Genomic DNA, 18612 nt, shown 5'->3' on the forward strand with positions numbered 1-18612 from the left:
CCCCAGTGGCCGTTCGACCGCCCAACCGTTCGCCAATCAAATCGCGCTGGCAAACGTTGCGTCGCCTTCTCGGCAAGGTACCGGCTGCCGGCAGCGCCGCGGCAGGCCAAATCATTCACGACTACTTTCGCCATCAGGCCCATGCCCAGGGCTACACCCTCAGTCACAGCCAACAGCGGGTGATCGACTGCATGGCCCGGCATGCCTGCATGCTGATGGGCACTGCGCCGAAACCCCTTCCCGGCCTTTACCTGCATGGTGCCGTGGGGCGTGGCAAAAGCTGGTTGCTCGACGGTTTTTTCCGGGCCATTCCCCTCGCGCAAAAACAACGCCTGCACTTCCATCAGTTTTTCGCCCAACTGCACCAGGGCATGTTCAAGCACCGCGAACAGTCCGACGCCCTGGCGATCACCCTCGATGAACTGCTCAGCGATTGCCGGGTGCTGTGTTTCGATGAGTTCCATGTGCACGACATCGGCGATGCGATGCTCATCACCCGGTTGTTCAAGGCGCTGTTTCAGCGCGGCATCCTGTTGCTGGTCACCTCCAATTACCCGCCCGAAGGCCTGCTGCCCAATCCGCTGTACCACGCACGCTTCAAACCGGTGATCGACCTGATCAATGCGCGCATGCAGGTGATGGAGGTCGGCGGGCCCCATGACTACCGCAGCCAGGTCCGAACCCATGCGCATCAGTTGTTCACTCAAGGTCACTACGTCTGGCCGGCGAGCGTGGCGCAACGTCAGTCATTGAACCTGCCGGGGGGCGACGCCCCAGCCGTGTCGTTGCCCGTCGGCACCCGGCATTTCCAGGCCCGTTTCTGCGAAGGACGCCGCATCGGTTTTACTTTCGCCAACCTGTGCGACCAACCCACAGCCGTGATGGACTATCTGGAACTGTGCCGTCGTTTTGACCGCTGGATCATCGATGACCTGCCGCCGCTCGGTGAGTGCTCGATTGCCGCTCAACAGCGCTTCATCAATCTCATCGACGTGCTGTACGACCAGGACAAGCACCTGACGTTGCTCGGGCAGCACTCATTGCACGAAAGCCTGGGTGGCGATGCCATTGATCTGGCGCGCACCCGCAGTCGATTGGGGCAACTGGTCGAAGTCAGCGATCCGGTCTGACCGATAGCTTTTTGTTGTATTGAAGGGCCTGCTCGCGAAGGCGACCTGACAGTCGCCACATCTTTCCCGCTATCATGTCGCCCATTTCCAGGGCCCCGCGCCCTCCCCTTGGTTAATGGCGAATCTGTTCATGCATACCCTTGCTCAATTGCGCGCCGGCGAGTTGTCGGGCATCACGCGGCTGGATCTGGTTGAAGGACTGACCGAGTTTCCCCGGGAGATCTTCGACCTGGCGGATTCGCTGGAGGTGCTCAACCTCAGCGGCAATGCCCTGAGCGCGCTGCCAGAGGATTTGCATCGCCTGACCCGTTTGCGCGTGCTGTTCTGCTCCGATAACCGTTTCACCGAGTTGCCGGCCTGTGTTGGCCAATGCGCCGCACTGACGATGATCGGCTTCAAGGCCAACCGCATCGCCCAGGTGCCCGCCGCGGCACTCCCACCGCTACTGCGCTGGCTGATCCTCACCGACAATTGCATCGAGACGCTGCCAAGAGAGTTGGGAGAGCGGCCATACCTGCAAAAACTCATGCTTGCCGGTAACCGCCTGCAGGCGCTGCCGGAGTCGATGCGCAATTGTCATCGGCTGGAGCTGATCCGCATCGCCGCCAACCAGTTCACCGACTTGCCACAATGGCTGCTGACGCTGCCGAGCCTGACCTGGCTGGCCTACGCCGGCAATCCGCTGGAAACCGAAGCCGATGCCGCCGCCCTCGACACCACACCGCGCATTGACTGGTCGGCATTGCACCTGGAGAAAAAACTCGGCGAAGGGGCGTCCGGGGTGATTCATCAGGCCGTCTGGCAACTGGCCGACCAACCGGCCACGCCAGTCGCGGTGAAGCTCTACAAGGGCGAAATGACCAGCGATGGCTCGCCACTGCACGAGATGAACGCCTGCATCACCGCCGGGCTGCACCCGAACCTGATTCGCGTCGAAGGGCAGATTGTCGATCACCCGCAACAAACCGCCGGGCTGGTCATGCAGTTGATCCCGCCGAGTTTTCTCAACCTCGCGAGCCTGCCGAGCCTGGCGTCGTGCAGCCGCGACATTTATGCCGATGACTTGCGTTTCAGTGCCTCGGTGGCGTTGCGCATTGCCTCGGGCATTGCCTCGGTGGCCGAACACCTGCACAACCACGGCATTACCCATGGCGACCTCTACGGGCACAATATTCTGTGGAATGAGCAGGGCGATTGCTTGCTGGGGGATTTTGGCGCGGCATCGTTCCACGAGATTTCCGACAGCCTGGAAAGCCGTGCCTTGCAACGGATCGAGGTGCGGGCATTCGGGGTGCTGCTGGGGGAATTGCTGGCGCGAATCGACTCGGGGTTGAGCGATGAACTGCGTGGGGTGCTGGAGGATCTGAAGCGGCGTTGCTGCCAGCCGCAGGTGCTGGAGCGGCCTGGGTTTGATGGAGTTGTTCAGGAATTAGCTGAATTCAAACTGTAAATACAAAACAATGTGGCGAGGGGGCTTGTCGGAACGCCGAACCGCCCCGTTCGGTTGCGCAGCAGCCGTCGCTTTTGGGACGGCTTCGCCGTCCAACGGGGGCAAGCCCCCTCACCACAAGTCAGACCTAGGCCAGTTCGATCAACCCGCCAAGCCGACAAACATATCCTGCACGTCGTCATGGTTATCGAGGCCTTCGAGGAACGCTTCGACTTCCGCCATCTGCTCATCGCTCAGGCCGCTGACCGGGTTTTTCGGCTGGTAGCCCAGTTTGGCCGACAGCACGGTGAAGCCTTGTTCCGGCAGGGCTTTCTGTACCGCGTCGAGGTCGGTCGGCTCGGTCAGGAACAGGGTTGCACCCTCTTCACCCGGCTCGAAATCCTGTGCACCGGCTTCGATGGCGGCCATTTCCGGATCGGCGTCCGGGGTGTCCGGCGACGCCTCGATCATGCCGACATGGTTGAAGTCCCAGGCCACCGAACCGGAAGCCCCCAGCTGGCCCTTGCGGAACGCTACGCGGATCTCGGCGACGGTGCGATTGATGTTGTCGGTCACGCACTCAACGATCAACGGTACCTGATGCGGGGCGAACCCTTCATAGGTCACGCGATGGTATTGCACGGTTTCGCCCAGCAGGCCCGCGCCCTTCTTGATGGCGCGATCCAGTGTTTCCTTGGGCATCGAAGCTTTCTTGGCCTGTTCAACCACCAGGCGCAAGTGCGCGTTGGTAGTAATATCAGCGCCGTTGCGCGCAGCAATGGTGATTTCCTTCACCAGTTTGCCGAAGATCTTGCCCTTGGCATTGGCTGCCGCTTCTTTGTGTTTAACCTTCCACTGTGCGCCCATTTCTCACTCTCTTATCTGTGGCATCTGTGGCGCCGAGACATCTATTGGCCGACGCTTTGTGCAAGTTTATACGGCCTAAAGTTGGCAATCGACCAAAAAATCCCTACTTGCATCGACATCTTCACCAGCGGTTGTAGGGCGATTCGGAAATGTCGCTTTACCGTGCCCGCAATGCGCCGGGGTTTCGTACGCTTTGCACCCTACTCCACGGCGGTAGCGCATTCGATGCACAACGACAAGGAAAGTCCCACCACCCTGACGCTTCTGGACGACGACCTGAGCTTCCAGGTGGTCCGGTTCAGTGGTCATGAAGCTCTCAACCAGTCCTATCGATTCGACATCGAGGTGATCGGGCTGGCACCGGCCCTGAACCTTGGGCGATTACTGCACCAACCGGCGTTCCTCGAGTTCAGCCACGACCAAGGCATTCATGGCGTGCTGCACAGCGCCAGTTGTGAACATCGAAGCGGACACCGGGTCGCTTACAAACTGGTGCTGATGCCCCGCGTCCAGGCGCTGGAACAGCAACGATGCCGACGTATTTTCCAGCGCGCCAGCGTGCCCATGATCCTGCGTCAATTACTGGAGGAGCATGGGTTGCCCGCCGGCAGCTATCGCTTTGAACTGGCAACCGGGCACTATCCCCTGCGACCTTTTTGCATTCAGTACGAAGAAACCGACCTGGCGCTTCTGCAGCGGCTGTGCGAGGAAGAAGGCATCCACTATCACTTCGAGCATCAACGCGACGGCCATGTGCTGGTGCTGGCCGATGACTGCCTGAGTTTTCCCCAGGAACCACTGCTCATGTCGATGAGCAGCGACGCCCCCGGCGAACACCAGGAACCTGTGATCAGCGAACTGTTCCAGCGTCATGACGCTCCGCTCTCAACCGTGCGCCCAGGCACCCGGAATCCGGGTGCAGCGGACATCAGCGAAGGCGCAGCCAATCACCCCTTCGCCACGGCGAGGCACTGTCCCGCTCGTGAACAACAACATCGCGACCAGCTCAGCCGTCGACAACTGGAACGCCTGCGCTGCCGACACCTGCAGATCCACGGTCAAAGTAACCTGGGGGCATTACGCAGTGGCCGGATCCTGCAGGTGGCCGAACACCCGCTGGCGAATTTCAATGATCAATGGCTGGTTACCGAAATCCGCCATCAGGGCCGTCATTCATCCATTCTGCTCGATGACACACCCGACATGGCCCCGGGTTACCGCAATAAATTCAGCGCCATCCCCTGGTCGACGGTGTTCAGGCCAGCGCTCAAACAACCCAGGCCGAGTATCCCCGGGTATCAGCCCGGCCGGGTGTGCGGCCCGGTCGGGCAACCGGCGACAGTGGACGAGGATGGCAGGGTTCAGGTGAGCCTCTGGCCCGTCACACCATCAGCCGCAGAGGGGGCCGACGGCCTGTGGCTACCGCTGGCGCTGACCACCGCCGAGGAATGGATCGATCCGGCCCGCTTGCCCGTGGCTGGCAGTGAGGTACTGGTGATTTTCCTCGACAGTGACCCGGATCGCCCGGTGCTTTGTACGGCCCTGGGCCCTCGGCCACAAGCTCACCGCCCTCGCCCGCGTGAGCCCCGTGGCGATACCCGCCTGCTGTTCGACTGGCTGCTCAACCGCTCGGACCTTGCGCACTGACGCTCAGCCCTTGTCAGCCTTGCCGGCCGCGGCGGCGAATTTCGCCAGGCGCACGTCCAGATGCCGTGGTCGACGCCCGTGATCCTCCGCGTGCTCCTTGCGACGGATGGCGTTGCGCACCATCAGCGAGCCGATGTAGCGAATCGGCTCCGGCGGGAAAAAACCCAGCGGTCCGTTGACCAGCGGCGAGCGGGTCCAGGGGTTGTCCAGGCCCTGGACCATCGACGCCAGAATCTGCCCACCCATATGGCAGGGCCCGACACCGCTGCCGGAATAGCCAAAACCGTAGAACACATTGCCACTGGCGCTCATCTGCCCGAAAAACGGCAGCCCGGTCACTGAACGATCCGACGGACCATTCCAGGTCGCTTCGACCTTGACGTCGGCAAATGCCGGGAAGAAATCCGTCAGGCTGTTCTGCAATAAAGCGGCGTAAGGCGATGGCTGATCGAACACCGGTAGCATGCGCCCGCCATAGGCGAAGGTATTGCCGCCCTTGCCGAGCATGATCCGGCCGTCCGGGGTGTTGTGGTAGTAGTGCACGAAAATCCGCGAATCGAGCACCGTGACGCCGCTGGTCAAGCCGATTTCGTCGAGCAAATCCGGCCGTGGCTCGGTGATCAGCATGTCGCTGGAAACGATCGCCACGCTGCGCTCGAACTGCGGGAACGCCCGGGCCATCCAGGCGTTCATCGCCAGCACCACGCGGTCGGCGCGAATGATGCCCTTGGGGGTTTGAATGCCCGCCGGCCGGCCCTCCTCCAGCCCGGTCATCGCGGTGTTTTCATGAATCTTCACCCCCAGTTGCAGGGCTACCCGGCGCAAGCCACGCACCAGTTTGCCCGGCTGCACACTGGCCGCGGCCGGGGAAAACCAGCCCTCCAGGTGCTTGCTGGAACCGGCCATGCGCTGCACATCGGCCACTGGCCGCTGGGTGAACGAGTTGATGCCGTTGCGCTCCAGCGCCGCGATCACAGCGTCAGTCGAGCCGACCTGAGCGCGATTGGTCGCGGTGTAGAGGGTGCCATCGAGGCGGTAATCGGCGTCCACCCCATACTGTTCGCAGAAGGCACCGATGGCATGGATGCTGCGCTCGGACTCCTTGACCAGTCGCACGGCTTCTTCGACGCCGAACAAACGTTCGAGGGTGAAATACTTGGCCGACCACGACAACGCACAACCGCCGTTGCGTCCACTGGCCCCGGCGCCGCAGATATCCGCTTCGATCAGCAGCACATCCAGCTCGGGGTTCTGCTCCTTGAGCATGATCGCGGTCCACAACCCGGTGTAACCACCGCCGACGATACACACGTCGGCGCGGGTGTCGCCTTCCAGTGGCGGACAGGTTTCGGATGCATCAGCCTTCAAGGCCTGGTCCAGCCAAAAGGGTCTCATGGGGTCAATCTCCGGTCAGTGGCCCACACGCCGGCCTGCCGCAGGCGCAGCAGGCGACGAGGGGCAGGATTCAGGTACGCAGGGGTTTGATGGTCATCGCTTGATTGGGCACGTAGGCGAAGTGGGTACCCAAGCCACCGGGGCGGCTGTTCCAGTGCGGGATCAACACCAGTGCCGAGAACATGGCGCAGCCGGCGAAGACGATGAACACGGTAACGGTGTCGAAGTAGCCCGGCAGCAGCCCGCCGAGAATCGCCCCGACCGAGCCGCAGCCGTTGACAAAACCGGCTGCCGTGGCGCCGGCCTTGGCGGTGCCGAAGTCGATGGCGGCCGAGCCGCTGATCATCGAGTCCGGTCCGTAGAGGGTCAGGCCCATGACGAACAGCAGCGCCACCACCAGCAGCACGCTGCCGGTATGCAGGGCGCCCATGAAAAACGCCAGGGACACGGTCAATGCCAACAGACTGATCACACAGGCCGGCATGCGCCGGGCGCCGAACAGTTTGTCCGAGGCGAGGCCAATCAGGATCGGCCCGAGCAACCCGGCCAGTTCAAACGAGGTCGGAATGATCGCCGCACCGACCTTGCCCACCGAAGGCATCTGTTCGAAGACGATCACCGGCCCCCACAGCAGAATCGCGTAGCGCGCCGGCTTGAGCATGAAGTACGCCAATCCCAGCACCAGCACCGTGCGGTTGCGCAGGATTTCCTTCAACGGCTCCCACATGCTGATTTTGCTTTGAGCGTCAGCCTCTTCGGCGGTCAGCTCAGGTTCCGGCTCCACCGCCGGCAAGCCGACGTCTTCCGGTTTGTTGCGTTGGAAAATAAAAAACAGCACGGCGACCAGCCCAACCACCGCCGCACTGGAAATGAACGCCGCATGCCAGCTGCCGATGAGCGTGTACGCCCACCAGCCGGCAAACGGCGAGGCTACCAGACCACCAAAGGCGTAGCAGGAACTCCACAGTCCCAATACCCGTCCGCGTTGCTCGGAGGGAAAGAAGCTGCCGAGGTTCTTGCACAGTCCCGACCAACCGGTGGACTGCGCCAGGCCTTGTATCAGCATGCAGGTAGCGAAAATCGGTAACGTTGCGAAGTTGCCCATCACCAGCGCCGCGGCGGCGGAAATCAGCAACCCGCCGAGCACCACCACCCGCGGCCCGAAGCGGTCGGCCAGGATGCCCCAGGTGAATTGACCGACGGCGTAGGCCGTCAGGTAGATGGCGTCGAGGTTGGCCATGGCCATTTTGTCGAGCATGAAGGTCGGGTCTTCGCCAATACCGAGTTTGGCGACCGAGAAGGCTTTGCGGGTGAAGTAGAAGGCGGCGTAGGCGAGCCAGGTGATCGCGAAGATCTGCACGCGCCAACGCTTGATGGTGCCGATGTGCTTGTTCATTGTGGTTCTGACCTCAGGGTGTGAGTGTGCCGGCAGAATTGGAAGAAAACGCCTGTTTTTTTATTGTTGAGCACTTCGATATCGCCCTGTCCCTACGGCGGATACCGGTCAGATGAGTCCTGCTGTTGCACGCACAGGCTCATGGCACCCGCTGCTGTTCGACTGACCAGTCACCGGGGCTGAGGTGGATAAAAACAATTACTGATTAATAAGTGAAATCGATTTATCGTATTTCAAATATAAGCTCAGCTTGTTACTGGAGATTCCCATGTCGGTGTCCCACGCCCAGCTCAAAGCTTTCCATGCCGTGGCGGTCCATGGAAGCTTTACCAAGGCCGCCGAACGCCTGTTTCTGACGCAACCGGCGATTTCCGACCAGGTGCGCAAACTCGAAGAGCGCTACGGGGTTTTGCTGTTTCACCGCAACAAGCGCTCGGTGCGCCTGACCGATCTGGGCGAGCGCTTGCTCGGCGTGACCCAGAAACTGTTCGTCATTGAAGCCGAGGCCCAGGAGCTGCTGCAGGATTCCCAGGCGTTGCAGACCGGCAGCCTGATTCTGGCGGTGGATGCGCCAGTGCATGTGCTGCCGCAGATTGCCCGATTCTGTGAGCGTTACCCCGGCATCAGCGTGAAGATCGAAACCGGCAACACCGATGAATCACTGTTCCGACTGTTCAACTATCAGGCCGACCTGGCGTTGCTGGGCCGTGACGTCAGCGATGAACGCCTGATGTCGCTGCCCCTGCGTAACGATCCGATGGTGGCATTCGTGTCGCGCAATCATCCGTGGGCCGAACGCGAATCCATCACCCTTGCCGACCTCGACGACACGCCGCTGGTGTTGCGGGAAATCGGTTCGGTGACCCGGCAGACGCTGGAGGAGGAAATGGCCGGCGCCGGGTTCCGCATTCGCCCGGCGATTCAGGTTGAAGGTCGGGAGGCAGCGCGGGAGGCGGTGGTTGTGGGGATTGGGGTGGGCGTGGTGTCGGCTGCCGAGTTTGGTGCGGATTCGCGGGTGTGTGCGTTGCCGATTATCGATTGCAAGCGACGGTTGACTGAAACCCTGGTGTGCTTGCGCGAGCAGAGTTCTCGGCGGGTGGTGGCGACCTTTCTGGAGATGGTGCGCGAGAGCCTTGGGTAGGCAGGTCCGACGTCATCGCGGGCAAGCCACGCTCCCAGAGGTATTGGGCCGTACACAAAATCGGCGAACCTGCATAAATCCCTGTGGGAGCGAGCTTGCTCGCGATGCAGGCAACTCGGTCTACCTGCCTGGCGCCAACCCGAAAAACGCCTGAATCAAGCGCAAATCCCGCCGCCGCTCCATGCACCCCATCATGTGTCGATTCACCAACCCCTCACCAATGATCGGCACCGCAGCCACCCGCGGATCGTGGCTGACCTCCACCGACGACACCACCCCCACCCCCAGTTCGGCGGCCACCGCCTCGGTCACCGCTTCGCGGCTGTCCAGTTCCAGCAACACCCGTGGATTGACCTTGGCCTGGGCGCAAGCCTCATCGAAGGTGCGCCGGGTAATCGAGCTCGGTTCGCGCAGCACCATGATCACCTGATCCAGTTCCTTGAGCTGCACGCCTTTGGTTTTCTGCGCCCAAGGATGCCCGTCGGGTACCAGCGCGCAAATCCGTGATTCGTTCAGCGCCTGCAGATGCAAGCCCTTGCGCGGCTCGACCTCGGTCAGCACCGCCACGTCGGCATGTTCGGACAGCAGCGCCGCCAAGGTTTCCTGGGCGTTGCCCAGGCGCAGGTTCACCGTGATCCCCGGATAGCGCGCCCGCAGGCTGGCGAGCATCGGCATGACCATGTGCGGACCGTCCGCCGCCACCTCCAGGCGCCCGGTCAGCAATTGCCGGTTGGCTTCGAGCATCACCTGCGCCTCTTCGGCCAGGCCGAACATCGCCCGGGTGATTGCCGCCAGTTTGGTGCCCTCTTCCGTCAGTTCCACCCGTCGGGCGGTGCGGCGCAGCAGGGTGATCTGGTAGTGCTCCTCCAGGGCCTTGATGTGCCCGGTGACCGCCGGCTGGCTGATGAACAGCCGCGCCGCCGCCCGGGTAAAGCTGCCTTCCCGGGCCACGGCATCGAAGGCGCGGAGCTGGAACAGGTTCATGAATAACCCTCACTGATGGCTGGCATAACAACAAACAATTTGATTGATAACTTGGCAAATTGCAATTTAAGCCCCGTAGCTTCATCCCATCGATTGCGAGGACACGAGAATGAGTACTGCCGAACCCATCCTGCTCACCCCCGGCCCGTTGACCACGTCGGCCCGCACCCGTCAGGCAATGATGGTTGACTGGGGTTCATGGGATGACCGCTTCAATCAACTGACCGCCAGCCTCTGCGAGCAACTGCTGGCAATCATCAACGGCGCCACCACCCACCACTGCGTGCCCCTGCAAGGCAGCGGCACCTTCGCGGTCGAGGCAGCGATCGGCACGCTGGTGCCTCGGGACGGCAAGATTCTGGTACTGATCAACGGCGCCTACGGCAAACGCCTGGCGAAAATCTGCGAAGTGCTGGGTCGCTCCTTCAGCACTTTCGAAACCGCCGAAGACGAGCCGACCACCGCCGCCGACGTCGACCGCTTGTTGCGTGCCGATCAAGACATCACCCACGTTGCCCTGATTCACTGCGAAACCAGCACCGGCATCCTCAATCCGCTGCCAGAGATTGCCCAGGTCGTGGCGCAACACGGCAAGCGCCTGATCATCGACGCCATGAGCTCCTTCGGCGCCCTGCCAGTGGATGCTCAGCAAGTGCCGTTCGATGCACTGATCGCCGCCTCGGGCAAATGCCTGGAAGGCGTGCCGGGCATGGGTTTTGTCTTCGCTCGCAAAGAATCCCTGGCCAGCGCCGCCGGCAACTCGCATTCGCTGGCGATGGACTTGCAGGACCAGCACGCCTACATGGCCAAGACCGGCCAGTGGCGCTTCACCCCGCCGACCCATGTGGTCGCCGCACTACACGAAGCCCTGCTGCAATACAACGAAGAAGGCGGCTTGCCAGCGCGGCACGAACGCTACGCCGCCAACTGCCAGGCATTGATGGAAGAGATGGGCAAACTGGGGCTGCGCAGCTTCCTGCCGGCGGCGATTCAGGCGCCGATCATCGCCACCTTCCACGCCCCGAAAGATCCGCGCTACGCATTCAAGGAATTCTACGAGCGGGTCAAGGCCAAGGGCTACATCCTCTACCCCGGCAAACTGACCCAGGTCGAAACCTTCCGCGTCGGCTGCATCGGTCATGTCCAACCCGTCGAAATGCGCGAAGCCGTGGCGGCGATTGCTGAAGTGTTGCGTGAAATGGAAGTGCTGGAAATCTGATCCACACCGCAATTCCCCTGTAGGAGCGAGCCTGCTCGCGATGAGGCCAGACCAGTCGACACCGATGTTGAATGACAGCCCGCAATCGTGAGCAGGTTCGCTCCTACAAAGAACCGCTTTCCTAGATAGCCATTTATTACAGGACTCAGATCACCATGAACTACTCCAACCCAACCAAACTGCAAGCCGCCATCCTCGACTGGGCCGGCACCGTGGTCGACTTCGGCTCCTTCGCCCCGACGCAGATTTTCGTCGAGGCCTTCGCCGAGTTCGATGTCCAGGTATCCATCGAAGAAGCCCGTGGCCCGATGGGCATGGGCAAATGGGACCACATCCGCACCCTGTGCGATCAACCGGAAGTTGCCGAGCGTTATCGCAAAGTGTTCGGCCGCACGCCGACCGACGATGACGTCACCGCGATTTACCAACGCTTCATGCCGCTGCAGATCGAAAAAATCGCCGAACACTCGGCGCTGATTCCCGGGGCGCTGGAGACCATCGCCAACCTGCGCCAGCAAGGGATCAAGATCGGCTCCTGCTCCGGCTACCCGAAACAGGTCATGGACAAAGTGGTCGAACTGGCCGCCACCAACGGCTACGTCGCCGATCACGTGGTCGCCACCGACGAAGTCCCGAATGGTCGCCCATGGCCCGCCCAGGCACTGGCCAACGTCATCGCCCTGGGCATCGACGATGTTGCCGCGTGCGTGAAGATCGATGACACGGTGCCAGGCATTCTCGAGGGTCGCCGCGCCGGCATGTGGACCGTGGCGCTGATCTGCTCGGGCAACGCCCTGGGCCTGGACTACGAAGGTTATCGCGCCTTGGGCAGCGACCAACTGGACAGCGAGCGCAAGCGCATCCACGCAATGTTCGAAGGTTCACGCCCGCACTACATGATCGACACCATCACCGATCTGCCGGAAGTGATCGCCGACATCAACAAGCGCCTGGCCAAGGGCGAAATGCCACAGTCGAGCTGATAAATCCCCGTAATACCCCTGTGGGAGCAAGCTTGCTCCCACAGGTTTTTCTCTGTCCATTACCTAAACCAGAGTATCCAGCGACCAATCGCCTCAGGCAATCCCGGTGAAACAGGATTACAGTTAGAACACACCGTCGGACAAGAACGGTGGCTTTAAACCGGACCTCTGAGGAATACCGTATGCCGTGGAAAAACTCCGAATCGCGCTACAGCACCGTATCGATCGCGCTGCATTGGTTGATGCTGGTCCTGCTGGTGCTGGTTTATGCCTGCATCGAGTTTCGCGGGCTCTTTCCCAAGGGCAGTGGCGGGCGCACGCTGATCGTCGAATCACACTTCATGCTCGGCCTGACCGTTTTCGTTCTGGTCTGGGTGCGATTGTTCGCGCGCAGCCTCGGCCCGGCGCCGCAGATCTTCCCGGCCTCGGCGCACTGGCAAACGACGCTGGCCAGGCTGATGCACTGGGCGCTGTACATTTTCATGATCGTCACGCCGATTCTCGGCTGGCTGGTCACCAGCGCCAAAGGCAATCAGGTGATGTTCTATGGTGTCGACCTGCCGATGCTGGTAGAGGAAAACAAGGACCTGGCCAAACAGCTCCAGGGCTGGCATGAGCTCGGCGGCACTATCGGCTATTGGCTGATCGGCCTGCATGCCGTGGCCGGGCTGTATCACCATTATGTGGTGGGCGATAACACCTTGCTGCGGATGATGCCCAAGAGCGTGAACCGTGACTCCTGAGACCAATGAATGCCAATGAGGGAGCGAGCTTGCTCGCGATGCGGGTATTGCATTCGGCGCATTTGTCGACTGACACACCGCCATCGCGAGCAAGCTCGCTCCCACATTGATTTGCGGTGCGTTTCAGGTTTGTGAATTGAATCCCCGCCGCCCCTGCAAGCCGCCCGTGTGGACGAATATCAGTCGCGTGCCATGGGCAAACTTGCCCGCCTCGACTTGTTGCTTGAGGGCCATGAGTGCCTTGCCGGTGTACAGCGGTTCCAGGGGAATGCTGCTGACCTGCTCCGTTTTTTCGATAAAGTCGAGCAGCCGTGGATCTACCTTGGCAAACCCGCCGCGACTGGCTTCGAACAGCTCATACACCGCATCGACCACACCCGCTTCCTGCACGATCCTCTCCACCTGCTGCGCCACCCCGTGGTCATCCGGCACCGCCAGGGCACCGAACACCGGATGATCCCCCGCTTCGGCCAGTACCAGGCCGGCCAGGGTCGTGCCGGTTCCGCAGGCCAGCCACCAGCCGTCATGGTCGCTCCAGCCCAAGCCCGGCAATTGCGCGCAAACAGTGGCCCGCAACTGCATGCAACCCAAGGCACCAGGCAAACCGCCTCCCCCTTCAGGCACCGGATGCAACCTCGGGTAGCGGGTTTGCCAGGGTTGCCAGAAACCCGCTTCATGCCTTGCCCGATAGCCTGCATACCCCAGCCAGTGCAACTGCATGCCGAACGCCTGCAAGTCCTTGACCGTCGGGGTTTGCTGAGGATGCCCGCGCAACAGGCCGACGGTGGCAAAGCCGAAACGCTTGCCCGCCGCCGCCAACGCGTGGAGGTGATTGGAGTGCGCGCCACCGAGACTGATGATGCCTTCGGCCCCCAGGCGGTCAGCAGTTTTCAGGTGTTCGATGAGCTTGAACCACTTGTTGCCGCTGATCAACGGGTCGATCTGATCCAGACGCAGGATTGCCACTTCGATGCCGGCTTGAGTGAGCCAGTCGAGGTGAAGGGGTTCGAGGGGGGCCTGGGGTAGCCAGTTGTCTGAAGGAGAAAGCATGATGCCGGATCGATGAAAAGATCCGGCATCTTAGCAGCACCTTTGTGGCGAGGGAGCTTGCTCCCTCGCCACAGACCTGACTGTTACAACTGTGCCGCCAATCGCGAACCCTGATTGATCGCCCGCTTGGCATCCAGCTCTGCCGCGACATCCGCGCCGCCGATCAGGTGCACGCTCTGCCCCGCCGACACCAGGCCGTCATGCAACTCGCGCAGCGGATCCTGCCCGGCGCAAATCACGATGTTGTCCACTGGCAGCACCTGTGGCTCGCCGGTTTCGCCGATGCGGATGTGCAGGCCTTCGTCGTCGATCTTCAGGTATTCAACGCTGTTGAGCATCTGCACCTGTTTGTTCTTCAGACCGGTGCGATGAATCCAGCCGGTGGTCTTGCCCAGGCCGTCGCCGACCTTGGATTTCTTGCGTTGCAGCAGGAATACCTCGCGGGCCGGCGCATGGGGCGCTGCCTTGATACCCGCGACACCGCCGCGGGCTTCAAGGTGCGTATCGATACCCCACTCCTTCCAGAACGCGGCGCGATCCTGACTGGTGGCGACACCTTCATGCACCAGGAACTCGGAGACGTCGAAACCGATACCACCGGCACCGATCACCGCTACACGCTTGCCCACCGCTTTGCGCTCCAGGATCACGTCCAGGTAACTCAGCACCTTGGCGTGTTCCACCCCTGGAATGGCCGGCAGGCGCGGCGCAATGCCGGTGGCCAGAATGATCTCGTCGTAGCCGCCTTCGACCAGCCCGGCCACGTCGACGCGAGTGTTCAGGCACACCTCGACGTTGGTGGTCTGCAACTTGCGGTTGAAGTAGCGAATGGTCTCAAAGAACTCTTCCTTGCCCGGAACGCGCTTGGCGATGTTGAACTGACCGCCAATTTCGCTGGCCGAATCGAACAGCGTCACCTGATGGCCACGCTCGGCGGCCACGGTCGCGGCGGACAAACCGGCAGGACCGGCACCGACCACGGCAATTTTCTTCAGCTGCTGCACCGGCAGATAGTTGAGTTCGGTTTCGTGGCAGGCACGCGGGTTGACCAGGCAACTGGTCAGCTTGCCGCCGAAGGTGTGGTCGAGGCAGGCCTGGTTGCAACCGATGCAGGTGTTGATTTCATCGGCGCGACCTTCAGCGGCCTTGTTGACGAAGTCCGGGTCGGCGAGGAACGGCCGCGCCATGGACACCATGTCGGCATCGCCCTCGGCCAGGATCTGCTCGGCCACTTCCGGGGTGTTGATACGGTTGGTGGTGATCAACGGAATATTGACCGAACCACGCAGCTTGGCAGTGACCTTGCTGAAGGCCGCGCGCGGCACTTTGGTGGCGATGGTTGGAATCCGCGCTTCGTGCCAGCCGATACCGGTGTTGATGATGGTCGCGCCGGCCTGCTCGATGGCCTTGGCCAGTTGAACGACTTCTTCCCAGATGCTGCCGCCTTCGACCAGGTCGAGCATCGACAGGCGGAAGATGATGATGAAGTTCGGGCCGACCGCTTCACGCACGCGGCGAACGATTTCCACCGGCAGGCGCATACGGTTTTCGTAGCTGCCGCCCCAGCGGTCGGTACGGTGGTTGGTGTGGGCGGCGAGGAACTGGTTAATGAAATAACCTTCGGAGCCCATGATTTCCACGCCGTCGTACTCGGCGCTTTGCGCCAGTACCGAGCAGGTGACGAAATCGCTGATCTGCTTCTCGATGCCTTCTTCGTCCAGCTCTTTTGGCTTGAACGGGTTGATCGGCGCCTGGATCGCGCTGGGGGCAACCTGTTTCGGGCTGTAGGCATAACGACCGGCATGGAGGATCTGCATGCAGATCTTGCCGCCTGCGTCATGCACGGCACGGGTGACGATACGGTGCTTGAGCGCCTCTTCTTCGGTCGTCAGCTTGGCCGCACCGGAATACACGCCACCCTCTTCGTTCGGGCCGATACCGCCAGTGACCATCAGGCCGACACCGCCACGGGCACGCTCGGCAAAGTACGCCGCCATGCGCTCGAAGCCACCCGGTTTCTCTTCAAGGCCAGTGTGCATCGACCCCATCAGGGTGCGGTTGCGCAACGTGGTGAAACCCAGGTCCAGCGGAGCCAGCAGGTGCGGGTATTGAGCGGCGGTCATCGGTAACTCCACATCGAGCGATCACGGAAAGTGCAGGAGCTCTGTGGCCCCCATCAGTCATGTTCGACAGACTAAGAGTCGCGCTGCCATCCCTCAATGACCGTAACTGACAAATTATTGATCGAAATGAGCAACAGCTTTGGGCAACCGGGAATGACTTAAAACAAAAACGACCTTGCGGTGCAGGTCCGGATTGAAACCTGCACCAGAAGGCCGCTTCCTTTCGGGCTCTGGAGAAGCCCGCAAGGTTTACGCGCAGAACCGGCTTAGCATGCGCTTGCTACTGACCGCGCAGGCGCAACATAGTCGTCCTGTTGTTTCGCTCGCTGGGTCAACGCCACCATCGCCAGGAACCCGAGCACAATCAGCACCGGATAAGCCATCAACAGTTCGGAAAGGGAATACTTCCAGGCCAAAGGGCGCCCGACACCCAGCATGGCGGCATACATCCAGGACACTGCCGACAACGACCCGCAGGCCAACGCCAGCATTCGTGCACTGAATCCGAGATTGAGCAAGGAGCCTGCCTTTTGCAGGGCTGGCAGTACCATGCGATGCAACAAGATGCCGTTGTAAGTCAGCAACGCCACAATAATGACTTTGGCTTGAAGTTTTGGATTCAAAAAGTAATCGGCACCCTTATCCAGGTAATCGATACCGACAACAGCGACACCCGTTACCCACAGCGCTATTAGTGCAACGATGACAGACTTCTGTAGACTTTCCATGTGAGCATTATCATGCTCAGTGAATACTTTCCGTTTTAAAAGATCCCTGACCATCGCAACATCACTGGTCAGCACCAGACCGATGGCCACACAACACGCCACCAAATGAACGTAAATAACGCCCAGACGTAAAAACTCCAGGAATTCCTTATTTTCCAGCAGACTCATAATGGTATTTATCGCCACGGTATTTTCTCCACCTTATTCGAGAGTACGGATCGACCACCTGACAGAATCTTTAATTATTAAAAACTCTGTACGACCTTACTTCTAAAAGATAAGCCAAATCATGGACTCGGCACTGGCAACCTCATTGACTCGCCTGGCGAATCAATGACCGGCTGGTTTATCACCTCCCTGAGTTTCAGATAAAAATCCCCAATTTGCATTCACTGCATTTGAGATTCTATTTCCACTTCTTTTTTTACAATCGCGGGGGCTGGTCATGGCTGACGAGCTCAAGGATCAGAGGCCACAGACGCTACAATGTTCATTTTTCGCACAAGCCACCGACAAACGGCGCGTAGCGCTAGTGCGCCCGAAGCGACAGTCATGAGCCAACTTCTACGCTATTGCCCACGGTAACTGGCCTGCTTGATTACATGCACTTCGACAACTGCATATTGGATCCGCTAGTTGTTACACATCCCATAACTTGCGCAATAGCGAGCAGTTCTCATCCAGAGCAATCTCCAAATTCGGATTTCACGGTGATCCAGCCACCCTTTCAGGCAGATAGCAACGCAGAATCAACTTAAACAAACAAGACACTAATCAAGTCAAAATCAATCGTCAGCGAATTGAACTACGTTCGCTCAAAGTACATCGGATGGTTAGTACCTTGAAACGGTATATTCGCTAATTGTGAACATAATCAAAACCCAAAGTAAACAAATGCCGTAGCTGCCACGACACCCCATGCGAGCAACGCCATTACCGTTGAATTTTGCATTGACCGGGATTCGCCGAATCGCTGCAAACCGGGCTTCGAAAAACCGGCCTGGTCATAACAGCAATGCATGATCGCCCGGTAGGTATATCGCAGGCCAGCCAATAGAAACAGGGTGATCAAGCCAAGGACAAGTCCATGCCTGATTGCCGGTTTGACCAATGGCATAAGGTGATCCTGTTCGCAAGCAACGCTATCGAGTTCCACAACGGTTATTTGCTGGTAGTCCGCCGAAGACCGCTTTTGGCCAATCTGGATTACCGCCTGCTGCTCCAGATCCAGCGCCTGATACTTCCAGAGCGTTGATGATCCTTCTCGGCAGAACGTAAACGCAGCAGGACTTGAGATGGCGACAATACTAGCGTCGTTGATGTCCAGTTTTTTCAGCGTTTCCGTGGCTGACCTGGTGAAATCCAGGTCGAACACCGGATTAACCCTGGTAGCAGATGCCGCGACCGAAACCAAAAGGCCGCTCAAGAGGCAGATGGCTGAAATGTTCAAGGCCGGGTTTCCTTTTTCCATTGATTCTTTGATTTCGCAGCTCGGTTCCAACCTGCTTTGATGAGTTCCAGTACGCTGCTGGCACTCCGATAGCTAATGGGCAATTGAATGGAAGGAGAAAGGGAGGGCATCCATTGCCCTCCCCTCTGCTGTCCACGCTCCCTGCGACAGTACTGGCCAGGACCTCAAGTGGCCATAAGGAAGTCCGTCTGATCAACGGCCGCGCTGTTGACACCAACCAGGTGAATCGTGTCCCCACCGATCCCTACCACCGTGTCCGCCCCGTCAGCCGTTATGGTCACATTGGCAGCGAACGTCGCGCTGGTG

General features: G+C 60.2%; 15 protein-coding genes. 7 read left to right on the forward strand and 8 right to left on the reverse strand.

Translation table 11 applies throughout. The annotated features are described in order from the left end of the window. The first annotated feature begins 5 nt into the window (after window positions 1-5). Together zapE and KGA96_RS27030 are read left to right on the forward strand one after the other, a co-directional pair. A complete protein-coding gene (gene zapE, locus KGA96_RS27025; RefSeq protein WP_223515584.1) occupies window positions 6-1130 on the forward strand; it encodes a cell division protein ZapE in 1125 nt (374 codons plus the stop codon). A gap of 130 nt (window positions 1131-1260) precedes the next feature. After that, window positions 1261-2580, forward strand: a complete 1320-nt coding sequence (locus tag KGA96_RS27030) for a leucine-rich repeat-containing protein kinase family protein (RefSeq protein ID WP_223515586.1) — start codon at window positions 1261-1263, stop codon at window positions 2578-2580. A 141-nt stretch (window positions 2581-2721) separates the two neighbouring features. Here KGA96_RS27030 and KGA96_RS27035 read toward each other — a convergent pair whose 3' ends face one another. Next, window positions 2722-3426 carry a YebC/PmpR family DNA-binding transcriptional regulator gene (locus KGA96_RS27035; protein WP_046037782.1) on the reverse strand — a complete coding sequence of 235 codons (705 nt, stop codon included), beginning with the start codon at window positions 3424-3426 and terminating at the stop codon, window positions 2722-2724. A 225-nt stretch (window positions 3427-3651) separates the two neighbouring features. Between KGA96_RS27035 and KGA96_RS27040 the strand changes: the two genes are divergently transcribed. Next, window positions 3652-5073 (forward strand): type VI secretion system Vgr family protein, encoded by a 1422-nt coding sequence (locus tag KGA96_RS27040; RefSeq protein WP_223515600.1) that lies wholly within the window; start codon window positions 3652-3654, stop codon window positions 5071-5073. A 3-nt stretch (window positions 5074-5076) separates the two neighbouring features. Here KGA96_RS27040 and KGA96_RS27045 read toward each other — a convergent pair whose 3' ends face one another. Further along, the gene (locus tag KGA96_RS27045; RefSeq protein WP_223515588.1) at window positions 5077-6468 is read right to left on the reverse strand and encodes an FAD-dependent oxidoreductase; all 1392 of its coding nucleotides are present in this window, start codon (window positions 6466-6468) and stop codon (window positions 5077-5079) included. A gap of 70 nt (window positions 6469-6538) precedes the next feature. Continuing rightward, on the reverse strand, window positions 6539-7864 hold the full coding sequence (locus tag KGA96_RS27050) for an MFS transporter (RefSeq protein ID WP_046037779.1): 1326 nt from the start codon (window positions 7862-7864) through the stop codon (window positions 6539-6541). Between the two features lie 268 nt (window positions 7865-8132). Between KGA96_RS27050 and KGA96_RS27055 the strand changes: the two genes are divergently transcribed. Beyond that, window positions 8133-9005, forward strand: a complete 873-nt coding sequence (locus KGA96_RS27055) for a LysR family transcriptional regulator (RefSeq protein ID WP_223466461.1) — start codon at window positions 8133-8135, stop codon at window positions 9003-9005. 120 nt (window positions 9006-9125) lie between these two features. Here the strand turns inward: KGA96_RS27055 and KGA96_RS27060 are convergent, their stop codons facing one another. Beyond that, window positions 9126-9989 (reverse strand): LysR substrate-binding domain-containing protein, encoded by an 864-nt coding sequence (locus KGA96_RS27060; protein WP_046037777.1) that lies wholly within the window; start codon window positions 9987-9989, stop codon window positions 9126-9128. Window positions 9990-10098: 109 nt separating this feature from the next. On the opposite strand from KGA96_RS27060, the gene KGA96_RS27065 reads away from it, so the two are divergent. The 3 genes from KGA96_RS27065 to KGA96_RS27075 all read left to right on the forward strand — a co-directional run bounded on the left by KGA96_RS27065 (window position 10099) and on the right by KGA96_RS27075 (window position 12934). Next, a complete protein-coding gene (locus KGA96_RS27065; RefSeq protein ID WP_223515591.1) occupies window positions 10099-11208 on the forward strand; it encodes a 2-aminoethylphosphonate--pyruvate transaminase in 1110 nt (369 codons plus the stop codon). Between the two features lie 155 nt (window positions 11209-11363). Further along, a complete protein-coding gene (phnX, locus tag KGA96_RS27070; RefSeq protein ID WP_046037775.1) occupies window positions 11364-12191 on the forward strand; it encodes a phosphonoacetaldehyde hydrolase in 828 nt (275 codons plus the stop codon). 182 nt (window positions 12192-12373) lie between these two features. Continuing rightward, the gene (locus KGA96_RS27075; RefSeq protein ID WP_046037774.1) at window positions 12374-12934 is read left to right on the forward strand and encodes a cytochrome b; all 561 of its coding nucleotides are present in this window, start codon (window positions 12374-12376) and stop codon (window positions 12932-12934) included. A 123-nt stretch (window positions 12935-13057) separates the two neighbouring features. On the opposite strand, the gene KGA96_RS27080 is transcribed toward KGA96_RS27075, so the two are convergent. The 4 genes from KGA96_RS27080 to KGA96_RS27095 form a co-directional block, all read right to left on the reverse strand. Then, window positions 13058-13984 (reverse strand): 1-aminocyclopropane-1-carboxylate deaminase/D-cysteine desulfhydrase, encoded by a 927-nt coding sequence (locus KGA96_RS27080; RefSeq protein WP_223515595.1) that lies wholly within the window; start codon window positions 13982-13984, stop codon window positions 13058-13060. An 83-nt stretch (window positions 13985-14067) separates the two neighbouring features. Next, the gene (locus KGA96_RS27085; RefSeq protein WP_046037772.1) at window positions 14068-16107 is read right to left on the reverse strand and encodes an FAD-dependent oxidoreductase; all 2040 of its coding nucleotides are present in this window, start codon (window positions 16105-16107) and stop codon (window positions 14068-14070) included. A gap of 266 nt (window positions 16108-16373) precedes the next feature. Further along, window positions 16374-17021 (reverse strand): hypothetical protein, encoded by a 648-nt coding sequence (locus KGA96_RS27090; RefSeq protein ID WP_046037771.1) that lies wholly within the window; start codon window positions 17019-17021, stop codon window positions 16374-16376. 688 nt (window positions 17022-17709) lie between these two features. After that, a complete protein-coding gene (locus KGA96_RS27095) occupies window positions 17710-18285 on the reverse strand; it encodes a hypothetical protein (protein ID WP_046037770.1) in 576 nt (191 codons plus the stop codon). Window positions 18286-18612: the final 327 nt, after the last annotated feature.

Source organism: Pseudomonas sp. GL-R-26 (assembly GCF_019947365.1).
Taxonomy (GTDB): domain Bacteria; phylum Pseudomonadota; class Gammaproteobacteria; order Pseudomonadales; family Pseudomonadaceae; genus Aquipseudomonas.